The organism is Pseudomonas sp. PICF6 (assembly GCF_009831705.1).
GTDB classification, from domain to species: domain Bacteria; phylum Pseudomonadota; class Gammaproteobacteria; order Pseudomonadales; family Pseudomonadaceae; genus Aquipseudomonas; species Aquipseudomonas rhizophila.
The window spans coordinates 198,012-211,559 of record NZ_WUUD01000022.1; the positions used below are offsets into that span (position 1 = coordinate 198,012).

General features: G+C 61.3%; 12 protein-coding genes and 1 pseudogene. 10 read left to right on the plus strand and 3 right to left on the minus strand.

The window, feature by feature from the left end; all coding sequences use genetic code 11:
- The first annotated feature begins 358 nt into the window (after positions 1–358).
- A complete protein-coding gene (locus GSM73_RS15260) occupies positions 359–1,657 on the plus strand; it encodes a serine/threonine protein kinase (protein WP_160893106.1) in 1,299 nt (432 codons plus the stop codon).
- Complete coding sequence (locus tag GSM73_RS15265; RefSeq protein WP_076383809.1) at positions 1,650–2,438, plus strand: VacJ family lipoprotein; 789 nt, start codon at positions 1,650–1,652, stop codon at positions 2,436–2,438. The genes GSM73_RS15260 and GSM73_RS15265 overlap by 8 nt, the downstream gene beginning before the upstream one ends.
- 133 nt (positions 2,439–2,571) lie before the next feature.
- Here the strand turns inward: GSM73_RS15265 and GSM73_RS15270 are convergent, their stop codons facing one another.
- Positions 2,572–3,486 carry a DUF808 domain-containing protein gene (locus GSM73_RS15270; protein WP_160893108.1) on the minus strand — a complete coding sequence of 305 codons (915 nt, stop codon included), beginning with the start codon at positions 3,484–3,486 and terminating at the stop codon, positions 2,572–2,574.
- Positions 3,487–3,617: 131 nt separating this feature from the next.
- On the opposite strand from GSM73_RS15270, the gene GSM73_RS15275 reads away from it, so the two are divergent.
- Entirely contained in the window at positions 3,618–4,226 is a 609-nt protein-coding gene (locus GSM73_RS15275; RefSeq protein ID WP_047229604.1) for a TetR/AcrR family transcriptional regulator, read from the plus strand.
- Between the two features lie 216 nt (positions 4,227–4,442).
- Here the strand turns inward: GSM73_RS15275 and GSM73_RS15280 are convergent, their stop codons facing one another.
- Both GSM73_RS15280 and GSM73_RS15285 read right to left on the minus strand, forming a co-directional pair.
- Complete coding sequence (locus tag GSM73_RS15280) at positions 4,443–4,901, minus strand: transposase (RefSeq protein ID WP_160893110.1); 459 nt, start codon at positions 4,899–4,901, stop codon at positions 4,443–4,445.
- A 211-nt stretch (positions 4,902–5,112) separates the two neighbouring features.
- The gene (locus tag GSM73_RS15285; protein ID WP_160893112.1) at positions 5,113–5,550 is read right to left on the minus strand and encodes a heme-binding protein; all 438 of its coding nucleotides are present in this window, start codon (positions 5,548–5,550) and stop codon (positions 5,113–5,115) included.
- Positions 5,551–5,816: 266 nt separating this feature from the next.
- Here GSM73_RS15285 and gcl point away from each other — a divergent pair, with 266 nt between their 5' ends.
- The 7 genes and pseudogenes from gcl to GSM73_RS27380 form a co-directional block, all read left to right on the plus strand.
- Positions 5,817–7,592 (plus strand): glyoxylate carboligase, encoded by a 1,776-nt coding sequence (gcl, locus tag GSM73_RS15290; RefSeq protein ID WP_160893114.1) that lies wholly within the window; start codon positions 5,817–5,819, stop codon positions 7,590–7,592.
- Between the two features lie 137 nt (positions 7,593–7,729).
- Positions 7,730–8,512, plus strand: a complete 783-nt coding sequence (gene hyi, locus GSM73_RS15295; RefSeq protein WP_160893116.1) for a hydroxypyruvate isomerase — start codon at positions 7,730–7,732, stop codon at positions 8,510–8,512.
- Between the two features lie 155 nt (positions 8,513–8,667).
- Positions 8,668–9,558 (plus strand): 2-hydroxy-3-oxopropionate reductase, encoded by an 891-nt coding sequence (locus GSM73_RS15300; protein ID WP_047229608.1) that lies wholly within the window; start codon positions 8,668–8,670, stop codon positions 9,556–9,558.
- A gap of 150 nt (positions 9,559–9,708) precedes the next feature.
- Positions 9,709–10,989 (plus strand): glycerate kinase, encoded by a 1,281-nt coding sequence (locus GSM73_RS15305; protein ID WP_160893118.1) that lies wholly within the window; start codon positions 9,709–9,711, stop codon positions 10,987–10,989.
- The gene (pyk, locus tag GSM73_RS15310) at positions 10,979–12,394 is read left to right on the plus strand and encodes a pyruvate kinase (RefSeq protein WP_160893120.1); all 1,416 of its coding nucleotides are present in this window, start codon (positions 10,979–10,981) and stop codon (positions 12,392–12,394) included. Before GSM73_RS15305 ends, pyk begins: the two co-directional genes overlap by 11 nt.
- Before the next feature lie 124 nt (positions 12,395–12,518).
- Positions 12,519–13,421: an urea transporter gene (locus tag GSM73_RS15315; RefSeq protein WP_076383803.1), complete on the plus strand. Its 903-nt coding sequence runs from the start codon at positions 12,519–12,521 to the stop codon at positions 13,419–13,421.
- A gap of 21 nt (positions 13,422–13,442) precedes the next feature.
- Positions 13,443–13,548: pseudogene (locus tag GSM73_RS27380) on the plus strand (ion transporter); the annotation flags it as partial.

The window sequence follows — 13,548 nt, forward strand, 5'->3', positions numbered from 1 at the left end:
CTCGCCTGCAAAACCGGTTCGAACGTCAGTGGAGTACTGACTCGTTGATCATCAACCTGCGCCGATCTGGAACCTGCTCTGCCTGCGACGTTGAAGCAACGAGAAACGACATCAGAACGCCAGCTACCTGCCTGCGCCATTCGGGCCAACAAAAATGCTCTCCTGCCGGTCACGCCCGAATTCGGCAAACCGCCAGATAACTAGCCGCTACCACGCGTGAACGTGTATCTTCGCGCTACTATCGCGCCCCGTTTGTGCCTGTTTTGTGCCTGTTTTGTGCCAATCATGGCACTTGGCTTCACTTCGGCGGTCATAGCCTGCGAACTTCAATCGGCATCTTCCTTTAAGGGATCCAGTCATGCTCCATTCCTTGCGCTTCGCTGCCCTCGCCGGCGGCCTTATTCTGAGTGCGTCCGCGCTGGCGGTGGACATCGATGCCGCCAGCTATGGCTACCCCTTGACCAACCCGTTCGAGGCGACCATCGCCACCACGCCGCCGGACCTGCGCCCGGAACTGCCCCCGATCGAAGATATCGACCAGGCGGACCACAGCCTGACCCTGCGCCCGGAACGCGAGTTCATCCTGCCAGACAATTTCTGGCCGGTGAAAAGCCTCACCTACCGCATGGCGACCCAGGACAAGCCCGCGCCGCTGATCTTCCTGATCGCCGGCACCGGCGCGCGATACGACAGCAGCCTCAACGAATACCTCAAGCGCCTCTATTACAAGGCGGGTTACCACGTGGTGCAGCTGTCGTCGCCCACCAGCTTTGACTTCATGAGTGCCGCTTCGCGCTTCGCCACACCCGGCATCACCAAGGAAGACGCCGAAGACATGTACCGGGTGATGCAGGCCGTGCGCGCGCAAAACCCCAAGTTGCCCGTGACCGAGTATTACCTCACCGGCTACAGCCTCGGCGCCCTGGACGCGGCTTTCGTCGCCCATCTGGACGAAACCCGACGCAGCTTCAACTTCAAGAAAGTGCTGTTGCTCAACCCGCCGGTCAACCTCTATACCTCGATCACCAACCTGGACAAACTGGTCCAGACCGAGGTCAAAGGCATCAACAACACCACCACTTTTTATGAGTTGGTGCTCAACAAGCTGACTCGTTATTTCCAGCAAAAAGGCTACATCGATCTCAACGATGCCCTGCTCTATGATTTCCAGCAGTCCAAGCAGCACCTGACCAACGAGCAGATGGCGATGCTGATCGGCACTTCGTTCCGCTTCTCGGCGGCCGATATTGCATTCACCTCGGACCTGATCAACCGTCGCGGCCTGATCATCCCGCCCAAATTCCCGATTACCGAAAGCACCAGCCTGACGCCGTTCCTCAAGCGCGCGTTGCAATGCGATTTCGACTGCTATCTCACCGAGCAGGTGATTCCGATGTGGCGCGCGCGCACCGACGGCGGCAGCCTGTTGCAACTGATCGATCAGGTCAGCCTTTATGCGCTCAAGGATTACCTGCACGACAGTCCGAAGATTGCCGTCATGCACAACGCCGACGACGTCATCCTCGGCCCGGGCGATCTGGGCTTCTTGCGCAAGACCTTTGGCGACCGCCTGACGGTTTACCCATTGGGCGGCCACTGCGGCAACCTAAACTACCGCGTCAACAGCGACGCCATGCTGGAGTTCTTCCGTGGCTAAATATCTCCTGCTTATCGCCGCGTTAATGAGTGCTGGCATGGTCCACGCCGATAACAGCAAGGCCAACGCGCCTGTGGTGGTGGACTCCGACGGTTTCAAGGAACCGTTGAGCAAGCTCAAGTTCAACCCCGGGCTGGACCAGCGCGAGTTCGAACGCTCGACCCTCAACGCCCTGAACGTCTATGACCCGCTGGAGTCCTGGAACCGCCGCGTTTACCACTTCAATTATCGATTCGATCAGTGGGTCTTCCTGCCAGTCGTCGATGGTTACCGTTACATCACGCCAGGCTTCCTGCGCACCGGGGTGAGCAACTTCTTCAATAACCTGGGAGACGTGCCGAACCTGATGAACAGCCTGCTGCAATTCAAGGGCAAGCGTTCGATGGAAACCACGGCACGCCTGCTGCTCAACACCACCGTCGGCATCGCCGGCCTGTGGGACCCGGCCACCGCCATGGGCCTGCCGCGCCAGAGCGAAGACTTCGGTCAGACCCTGGGCTTCTATGGCGTGCCCGGCGGCGCGTATTTCGTACTGCCGATCTTCGGCCCTTCGAACCTTCGCGATACCTCGGGATTGCTGGTGGACTACACGGCTGAATCGGCGATCAACTTCCTCAACGTTTCAGAAGTCAGCGGCAACCACCCGGAACTGCTGCTCCTGCGCGCCGTGGACAAGCGCCACCAGACCAGCTTCCGCTATGGCCAACTGAACTCGCCATTCGAATATGAGAAGGTGCGTTACGTGTATACCGAGTCGCGCAAGTTGCAGATTGCCGAGTAACTCCCGGCCACCCCAAAACCCACTGTGGGAGCGGGCCTGCTCGCGATGAGGGCCTGCCATCCAACATTTATGTTGGTTGGTAGACCGCTATCGCGAGCAGGCTCGCTCCCACAGTTGTCATGTGTTGTCAGAGTCAGCCTTTCAGCGCCTTCCAGACCTTGCCAACCACCATCACTCCCGCCAACACCAGCGCCCCCGCCACAATCCCGGCCACCGCATTAAGCAGCAACGGCACAATGAACCCGGCGCCGCCAGCACTGGCCGTCACACCTTCGATCCAGTGATGCACCACCGGCACGCCATGGGTCAGGATGCCGCCGCCCACCAGGAACATCGCCGCCGTGCCGATCACCGACAGGCCTTTCATCATGTAGGGCGCGGCGCGCAGGATGGCGCCACCGACGCTCTTGGCCCATTGCCCCGGCTTCTGCGTCAGCCACAACCCCAGGTCATCGAGCTTGACGATCCCGGCCACCAAACCATAGACGCCGACGGTCATGACGATGGCGATACCCGACAGCACGATCACCTGCTGGGTCAGCGGTGCATCAGCGACGGTGCCGAGGGTGATGGCGATGATTTCCGCCGAGAGGATGAAGTCGGTGCGTATCGCACCTTTGATCTTGTCCTTTTCGAAGGCCACCAGATCGACCGCCGGATTCGCCACGGCCTCGACCAGTTGCGCATGCTCGGCCTGGTCTTGCGCCTTGCTGTGAAGGAACTTGTGGGCCAGTTTCTCGAACCCTTCGAAGCACAGGTAGGCGCCCCCCACCATCAGCAGTGGCGTCACCAGCCAGGGCACGAAAGCGCTGATGGCCAACGCCGACGGCACCAGGATCAGTTTGTTGATGAACGACCCCTTGGCCACCGCCCAGACCACCGGTATTTCCCGCTCGGCACGCACGCCTGACACCTGCTGGGCATTGAGCGCCAGGTCATCGCCGAGCACGCCGGCGGTTTTCTTGGCGGCCATCTTGGTCATCAATGCAACATCGTCGAGCACCGTGGCGATATCGTCGATCAGTAACAGCAAACTGCTTCCGGCCATGGAGGAACTCCTTGAACAATAATGCTGCGCAGCATAGCGCGCCCGACGTGGCCGCGGGGCATTCTTGAGCGCTTCGCGAGGCCGGTGCTACCATGCGCAACCGCCAGAACAGGCAAGGAACCCCTGGGTTTATGAGCACTATCCGCGAGCGCAACAAAGAACTGATCCTGCGTGCCGCCAGCGAAGAGTTTGCCGACAAGGGCTTCGCGGCGACCAAAACCAGCGATATCGCGGCCAAGGCGGGCCTGCCAAAACCCAACGTCTACTACTATTTCAAGTCCAAGGAAAACCTCTACCGCGAGGTGCTGGAAAGTATCATCGAGCCAATCCTCCAGGCCTCGACCCCGTTCAACGCCGACGGCGTGCCCGGCGAAGTGCTGAGCCACTACATCCGCTCCAAGATCCGCATCTCCCGCGACTTGCCCTTCGCCTCAAAAGTCTTCGCCAGCGAAATCATGCACGGCGCCCCACACCTGAGTGCCGACCTGGTGGAACAACTCAACGCCCAGGCCCGGCACAACATCGACTGCATCCAGACCTGGATCGACCGCGGCCAGATCGCCCCCATCGACCCCAACCACCTGATGTTCAGCATCTGGGCGGCCACCCAGACCTACGCCGACTTCGACTGGCAGATCTCCGCAGTGACCGGCAAGGCGAAACTGGACGAAGCGGATTATGAAGCGGCGGCGCAGACGATTATTCGGTTGGTGTTGAAGGGGTGTGAGGTGGATCGCTAGGCTCAGAACCGTGCCGCGGCCATCGCGAGCAGGCTCGCTCCCACAGGGGATTTTCTGTGTTCAGACATTTTGTGCCCATCACATAAACCCTGTGGGAACGGGCTTTCTCGCGCAGACTCGCTCCTACAGGGTTCTGCTGTGAATGTAGATTCTGCGAGCGACCTAAATCCCTTGTGGGAGCGAGCCTGCTCGCGATAGCGGCAACTCGATTTCGAGTCAAAGCCAAATGGCATCCCACAGCGGATAATCGCCAAGCCGCTTCACGAGACCTGCCCGCAACGGGTTAGCAACGACATAGCGCGCCATTATGATCAACTCGTCTTCCCGCCGCAGTGCGCGGTCATGAAATCCTTGCTGCCAAAGGCTGACTTTATTACCCAGGCGCAGATTTACAGCTTTGGTACTCAATGATTTGATCCTTTGCATCAACTCACTCAAAGATCCCCTTCGCAACTCGATCAACCAATGGAAATGATCAGGCATGACCACCCAAGCCAATGAGTCGGCCCAGCCTTGCTCCTGAGCTTTTCGAAATTGCTCAACGACCAATCTACCCAGGATAACGTCCTTAAAAATTGGTATGCGGCCAAATGTGTTGGTGGTCAGTAAATAGACCCGACTGGATTCGGCGGAGCGACCGAGGCGCAGTCTATGTGAAGCAGGTGAACCAGGCATTCCTTGCCCCTTTGATGATTGACTCATGAAGAAGGCTAGATCTGTGCATGCCTGGATAGGAGGCAAACTTTTAGCTGGATGTGTCTGCTGGATTGCTATCGCGAGTAGGCTCGCTCCCACAGGGGATTTGCGGTGCCCATACATATTGTGTCCGCCCAAGTCCACCTGTGGGAGCGAGCCTGCTCGCGATAGCAATAGGTCAGTCAATACATCAAGCCACCCCCGCATCCGCCATCAACCCCACTCCCTCCACGGCCCTGATCGCAACCTGCTCATCAACATCCGAGGTATCGCCACTGATGCCGATGGCGCCCAGCACGCGCCCCTCCTGGTCCCTGATCAACACGCCTCCCGGTACCGGCACGACGCTGCCCTGCCCCAGGCCGTTCAACGCGGCGAAGAAGGCCGGGCGTTGTTGGGCGTCCTGGGCGAGCAGGCGTGAGCCCTTGCCCAGGGCGATGGCGCCCCAAGCCTTACCGAAAGCGATCTGAGGGCGAAGCAGGCTCGCGCCGTCTTCGCGTTGCAAGGCAATCAGATGGCCGCCGCTGTCCAGGACCGCAATGGTCAGCGGTGCAGCGCTGATTTCACGGCCTGCGGCAAGGGCTTGCCCCGTCAGGCTGACGGCGACTTTCAAGGTTAAAGCGCTCATGGGTGCTGTCCTTTTTTTGTTGTGGGAAACGTTCCTGGCATTGCCTTTGGCAAAACCAGACGCAAACAATAGAACACAATGATAACATTTTTTGTATACAATAAATCCAACAACATAACCTTATCGACGAAAAGCCACAGCATTTACGGCCTTCCGACGAATGAAACAGGTGCTTGAGGAAATGGATTGACCTGCGCCGTCCGCCGTGAATACACTCAGCGCAAAGCCACTTGTATACAATTACAAAACGTAAGAGGCACAAAATCATGAGCAAAATGAGAGCAATCGAAGCCGCCGTTCTGGTGATGCGCCGTGAAGGCGTGGACACCGCCTTCGGCATCCCGGGTGCCGCGATCAACCCGCTGTACTCTGCCCTGCAAAAGGTGGGTGGCATCGATCATGTCCTCGCTCGCCACGTTGAAGGCGCCTCCCACATGGCCGAGGGCTACACCCGCACCAAGGCCGGTAACATTGGCGTGTGCATCGGCACCTCGGGGCCGGCGGGGACCGATATGGTGACGGGGCTCTACAGCGCTTCGGCCGACTCGATCCCGATCCTGTGCATCACCGGCCAAGCGCCCCGCGCCCGCCTGCACAAGGAAGATTTCCAGGCTGTGGATATCACCAGCATCGTCAAACCGGTGACCAAGTGGGCCACCACCGTTCTGGAACCGGGCCAGGTGCCGTACGCTTTCCAGAAAGCCTTCTTTGAGATGCGCTCCGGCCGGCCGGGCCCGGTGTTGATCGACCTGCCGTTCGACGTGCAGATGGCCGAGATCGAGTTCGACATCGACGCCTACCAACCGCTGCCCCTGGCCAAACCCGCCGCCAACCGCGTACAGATCGAAAAGGCCCTGGCCATGCTCGATCAGGCCGAGCGCCCCTTGCTGGTGGCCGGCGGCGGGATCATCAACGCCGATGCCAGCGAGCTGCTGGTGGAGTTCGCTGAACTGACCGGCATCCCAGTCATCCCTACCTTGATGGGCTGGGGCACCATCCCTGACGATCACCCGCTGATGGTCGGCATGGTCGGCCTGCAAACCTCCCACCGCTATGGCAATGCGACGCTGCTCAAATCGGACGTGGTGCTGGGTATCGGCAACCGCTGGGCTAACCGCCACACCGGTTCGGTGGATGTCTACACCGAAGGCCGCACCTTCATTCATGTGGACATCGAGCCGACCCAGATCGGCCGTGTGTTTACCCCCGACCTGGGCATCGTGTCCGACGCCGCTTCGGCACTGACGGCGTTCATCGAAGTCGCCCGCGAATGGCAAGCCGCCGGCAAACTGAAAAACCGCAGCGCCTGGCTGCGGGACTGCCAACAGCGCAAGGCCAGCCTGCAGCGCAAGACTCACTTCGACAACGTACCGGTCAAGCCCCAGCGTGTGTACGAAGAAATGAACCAGGTCTTCGGCAAGGACACCTGCTACGTCAGCACCATCGGGCTGTCGCAGATCGCCGGGGCGCAGTTCCTGCACGTCTACAAACCGCGCCACTGGATCAACTGCGGCCAGGCCGGCCCGTTGGGCTGGACCATTCCGGCGGCACTGGGGGTGGTCAAGGCCGACCCGAGCCGCAAGGTCGTGGCGTTGTCGGGCGACTATGACTTCCAGTTCATGATCGAAGAACTGGCGGTAGGCGCGCAGTTCAAGCTGCCGTACATCCACGTGGTGGTGAACAACTCCTACCTGGGGTTGATCCGCCAGGCCCAGCGCGGGTTCGACATGGACTACTGCGTGCAGCTGTCCTTCGACAACCTCAACGCCCCGGAACTCAACGGTTATGGCGTGGACCACGTCGCCGTAGCCGAGGGCCTGGGTTGCAAGGCGCTGCGGGTGTTCGAACCGTCCGGCATCCAGCCGGCGCTGCGCAAGGCCCAGGAACTGATCGAGGAGTTCAAGGTGCCGGTGATCGTCGAGATCATCCTGGAACGGGTGACCAACATTTCCATGGGCACCGAGATCAACGCCGTCAACGAATTCGAAGATCTGGCGCTGGTGGGCAACGATGCGCCGACAGCGATTTCGTTGCTCGATTGAATGCCGACGCACTCCTGTGGGAGCGAGCTTGCTCGCGATGACGGCGCTACATTCAACATGGATGCAAGCAGACACACCGCTATCGCGAGCAAGCTCGCTCCCACAGGGGGCCTGCCAACTATTTATAGGAGACCACCATGCCGCGTTTTGCAGCCAACCTGTCCATGCTGTTCACCGAGCAGGATTTCCTCGCCCGTTTCGAAGCGGCCGCCAAGGCCGGTTTCACGGGTGTCGAATACCTGTTCCCTTATGACTACAGCTCCGCCGAGCTCAAGGCGCTGCTCCAGGCCAATGGCCTGACCCAGGTGTTGTTCAACCTGCCGGCCGGCGACTGGGCCAAGGGCGAGCGCGGCATTGCCTGTCTGCCGGACCGGGTTGAAGAGTTCCGCTCGGGCGTTGACCTGGCGATCGCTTATGCCCAGGTGCTGGGCAACACCCAGGTCAACTGCCTGGCCGGCATTTGTCCGCAGAACTGCGACAAGGCCCTGGTGGAGAAAACCTTCGTCGCCAACCTGAAATACGCTGCCGAGAAGCTGCAGGCCAAAGGCATCAAGCTGGTGATGGAAGCCATCAACACCCGCGACATTCCCGGTTTCTACTTGAACAACACCGCCCAGGCCCTGTCGATCCGCGAGCAGGTGGGCAGCGCCAACCTGTTCCTGCAATACGACATCTACCACATGCAAATCATGGAAGGCGACCTGGCCCGGACCCTGTCGGCGCACCTGGGTCAGATCAACCATGTGCAAGTGGCGGACAACCCGGGACGCAACGAGCCGGGAACCGGCGAGATCAACTACCGCTTCCTGTTCGAACACTTGGACCGCATCGGTTACCAGGGCTGGGTCGGCTGCGAATACAAGCCGCTGACCAGCACGGAAGCGGGTCTGGGGTGGCTGAAAAGCCATAACGCAGTCTGACCCAAAAAATTCCCTGTGGGAGCGAGCCTGCTCGCGATAGCTGTAGTCCAGCCAACCTATTCGTTGAATGTGAAACCGACATCGCGAGCAGGCTCGCTCCCACAGAAAAGCAGTCTCATTTGCTGAAGCGGCAATAAAAACAAGAGGATTTTCTCATGGCTAAAATCGGATTCATCGGCACCGGCATCATGGGCCACCCCATGGCAATGAACCTGCAAAAGGCCGGGCACAGTCTGTTCCTGAGCCAGCACCACGACCCGGCCCCCGCCGATCTGCTGGCCGGCGGCGCGGTGGCGCTGGCCAACCCGAAGGAAGTCGCCCAGGAAGCCGAGTTCATCATCGTCATGGTCCCGGACACCCCGCAGGTCGATGACGTGCTGTTTCGCGCCGATGGCGTCGCGGCGGGCGTGGGCACGGGCAAGGTGGTCATCGACATGAGCTCGATCTCCCCCACCGCCACCAAGGCGTTCGCGGCCAGGATCAATGAAAAAGGCGCGCAATACCTCGATGCCCCCGTGTCCGGTGGTGAAGTCGGCGCCAAGGCCGCCACACTGAGCATCATGGTCGGCGGCGACAGCGGCGCTTTCGAGCGCGCCCTGCCGCTGTTCCAGGCCATGGGCAAGAACATCACCCTGGTGGGTGGCAACGGCGACGGCCAGACCGCGAAAGTGGCGAACCAGATCATCGTCGCGCTGAACATCCAGGCCGTGGCCGAAGCCCTGCTGTTCGCCGCGAAAAACGGCGCCGATCCGGCCAAGGTTCGCGAAGCGCTGATGGGCGGTTTTGCCTCTTCGAAGATCCTGGAAGTACACGGCGAGCGCATGATCAAGGGCACCTTCGATCCGGGCTTCCGCATCAGCCTGCACCAGAAGGACCTGAACCTGGCCCTGCAAGGCGCCAAGGAGCTGAACATCAACCTGCCCAACACCGCCAACGCCCAGCAAGTTTTCAGCACCTGCGCGGCCATCGGCGGCAGCAACTGGGATCACTCGGCGTTGATCAAGGGGTTGGAGCACATGGCGAATTTCTCGATTCGCGACAAGTAAACCTGCACTAACCCCTGTGGGAGCGAGCCTGCTCGCGATAGCGGTCTTACATTCAACACATAAAGTGACTGGATTAACGCCATCGCGAGCAGGCTCGCTCCCACAGGGAATCGAGTCGCTTCATCCAATAATAAAAATCGGGAGTCCGCCATGTCGGTCGATCCGCAACAATTGCTGCGCGAGCTGTTTGCCACAGCCATCGATGCGGCCCATCCGCAGCATGTCCTTGAACAGTATCTGCCCAGCGATCGCAGCGGCCGGGTGATCGTCATCGGCGCCGGCAAGGCCGCCGCGGCGATGGCGCAGGTGGTCGAGCGCTGCTGGCAAGGCGACGTCACCGGTTTGGTGGTGACCCGCTACGGCCATGGCGCGCCTTGCCAGAAGATCGAAGTAGTGGAAGCCGCTCACCCGGTGCCTGATGCGGCGGGCCTGGCGGTGGCCCAACGGGTGCTGGAGCTGGTCAGCAACCTCAACGAAGACGACCGGGTTATTTTCCTGCTGTCCGGCGGCGGCTCGGCGTTGCTGGCGCTGCCGGCAGCAGGCATCACCCTGGCCGACAAGCAATCGATCAACAAGGCTTTGCTCAAGTCCGGTGCCACCATCGGCGAGATGAATTGCGTGCGCAAACATCTCTCGGCAATCAAGGGCGGGCGCCTGGGCAAGGCCTGCTGGCCGGCGACGGTCTACACCTACGCGATTTCCGATGTGCCCGGCGACCTCGCCACGGTCATCGCCTCGGGCCCCACCGTGGCCGACCCCAGTACGTCGGCCGAAGCCTTGGCGATCCTCAAGCGCTACAACATTGAAGTACCGGCCTCGGTGCGCAACTGGTTGCAAAGCCCGGAATCGGAAACCGTCAAACCCGGCGACCCGCGCCTGGCCCGCAGTCACTTCCAATTGATCGCCCGCCCCCAGCAATCACTGGAAGCAGCAGCGGTGAAAGCCCGCCAGGCCGGTTTCAGCCCGTTGATCCTCGGCGACCTGGAAGGCGAATCCCGGGAGGTGGCCAAAGTCCACGCCGGTATCGCCCGGCAAATCGCCCTGCACGGCCAGCCTCTGGCGGCGCCATGCGTGATCCTTTCCGGCGGCGAAACCACGGTCACCGTGCGCGGCAATGGCCGGGGCGGACGCAACGCAGAATTCCTGCTCAGCTTGACCGACAGCCTCAAGGGCCATCCCGGCATCTACGCACTGGCCGGTGACACGGACGGCATCGACGGTTCCGAAGACAACGCCGGCGCCATCATGACCCCGGACAGCTATCGCCGAGCCGCCGAACTGGGCCTGAGCGCCAGCGACGAGCTGGACAATAACAATGGCTACGGCTACTTCGCCGCGCTGGAGGCGTTGATCGTTACCGAGCCGACGCGCACCAACGTCAACGACTTTCGCGCCATCCTGATTCTTGAGAACCCCAAACATGACGCCTGATAAAAAGGTCAAGATTCTCGCGACCCTTGGCCCCGCAACCCGTGGGATCGATGACATCCGTGAACTGGTGCAAGCCGGCGTGAATATTTTCCGCCTGAACTTCAGCCACGGCGAGCATGCCGACCACGCCCAGCGCTACCAGTGGATTCGTGACGTCGAGCAGCAGCTCAACTACCCACTGGGCATTCTGATGGACTTGCAGGGCCCGAAACTTCGCGTGGGTACATTCGCCGACGGCAAAGTGCTGCTGCAACGCGGCCAGGCCCTGCGCCTGGATCTGGACGCCACGCCCGGCGATGAACAGCGGGTCAACCTGCCCCACCCACAGATCATCGCGGCCCTGGAGCCGGGCATGGACCTGCTGCTGGACGACGGCAAGCTGCGCCTGCGTGTGACCACCAAACACGCCGATGCCATCGACACCCAAGTGCTCAACGGCGGCGAACTGTCAGACCGCAAAGGCGTGAATGTGCCCCAGGCCGTGCTCGACATGAGCCCGCTGACCGCCAAGGACCGTCGCGACTTGAGCTTTGGCCTGGAGCTGGGCGTGGACTGGGTGGCGCTGTCGTTCGTGCAGCGCCCCGAGGACATCCGCGAGGCGCGTGCGTTGATTGGCGACAAGGCATTCCTGATGGCCAAGATCGAGAAACCGTCGGCGGTGACCCAGCTTCGGGAGATCACCGAACTGAGCGACGCGATCATGGTTGCCCGGGGTGACTTGGGTGTCGAAGTGCCGGCCGAAAGCGTGCCGCAGATCCAGAAGAACATCATCGGCACCTGCCGCGCCCTTGGTAAACCGGTGGTGGTGGCCACGCAGATGCTCGAATCCATGCGTTTTTCTCCCGCACCCACCCGAGCCGAAGTCACCGACGTGGCCAACGCCGTGGCTGAAGGGGCCGATGCAGTGATGCTGTCGGCGGAAACCGCGTCGGGCGATTACCCCCTCGAAGCCGTGCAGATGATGAGCAAGATCATCCGCCAGGTGGAGAACGGCCCGGATTACCAGGCGCAGTTGGATGTCAGCCGGCCGAAGGCCGAAGCCACGGCGTCGGACGCCATCAGTTGCGCAATCCGGCGTATCAGCAACGTGCTGCCGGTGGCGGTGCTGGTGAACTACAGCGAATCGGGCAGCTCCAGCCTGCGGGCGGCGCGGGAGCGGCCGACGGTGCCGATCCTCAACCTCACGCCCAACCTGCAAGCAGCCCGCCGTCTGACGGTGGCCTGGGGCGTGCATTCGGTGGTCAACGATCGGCTGCGCCAAGTGGACGAAGTGTGCTCTACGGCCCTGGAAATCGCCCAGGCCCAGGGCATGGCCCAGCGGGGCGACACCCTACTGATCACAGCCGGCGTGCCGTTCGGGCAGCCGGGGTCGACTAATTCGCTGCGCATTGAGACGTTGATTTAGCGCCTGTATCGGCCTCATCGCGAGCAGGCTCGCTCCCACAGGGGTTTTGTGAACACCACAGATCCAGTGTGGGAGCGAGCCTGCTCGCGATGAAACCCACTCGGTCTCTCAGACACGCCTAGCCATGCCCTACACCCACTGCCCCGACTGGGCCACCGCCCTGCTCAACGGCTTCAGCCAGATTTTCCTCCAGCGTCATCCGCTGTGCGGTCTGCTGTGCCTGCTGGCGATTCTCTTCACCGCACCCGCCTTGTTTGGCGGTGCGTTGCTCGGCGGCGTGGCCGGGTTGCTCACCGCCCAGCGACGCGGTTATGCCAAGGTTGATCGACAGGCCGGACTGTTCAGTTACAACGGCATCCTGCTGGGCTTGCTATTGAGCCTCGCGTTACCCTGGTCAGCCGTGTTGCCGCCATTGATTATTGCCAGCGGCGGCCTCAGCGCGATGTTGACCGAGCAATGGCTCAAGCGCAGCCGTGGCCCTCAGTGCCTGCCCGCCTACACCGCGCCGTTCGTGGCGCTGGGCTGGTTGCTGCTGAGTTTTGCCCCGGCACAGCCATCACCCGTTTCGGTTGAACTGACGATGGCCAATTTGCTGGCCGCTTGTTGGAGCGGACTCGGTCAGGTCATGTTTCTCGACCAGCCATTCGCCGGTGCGCTGATCGCTGTGGGATTGTTGATTGCCAATCCACGCGCCGCCGGGTGGGCGATGCTGGGTTCAGCCGCTGGCCTGGGGTTCTCCCTGCTGCATCACGACACGACCCAAGCCCTGTCGGGGCTCGGCGGTTATAACCCGGCCCTGGTGGCGCTGGCCCTCAGCCAACAACGCCGCCAGCGATGGTTGCCGCTGGCGGGTATTGTGCTGGCGCTCATACTCACACCGGGCTTTCTTGCCCTCGGTCTGGCGCCGCTGACCGCGCCCTTCATCCTGGCCTGCTGGCTGGTTCATGCCACCCACCGAGTGTGGCAACAGGCCAGTCGGGACACTGCGCCTTGCGCTTTGCGGGGCAATCACCCTAGGCTTCGCTGACTATTGGTTCAGGCGAAGGTTATGGATAGCAGCAACTGGCGTGAACGCCTCTACGTGATCATTTTCCAGACCGACACCGTGGCCGGCCGGCGCTTCGACAGCACACTGCTGTTGATCATCCTCGCCA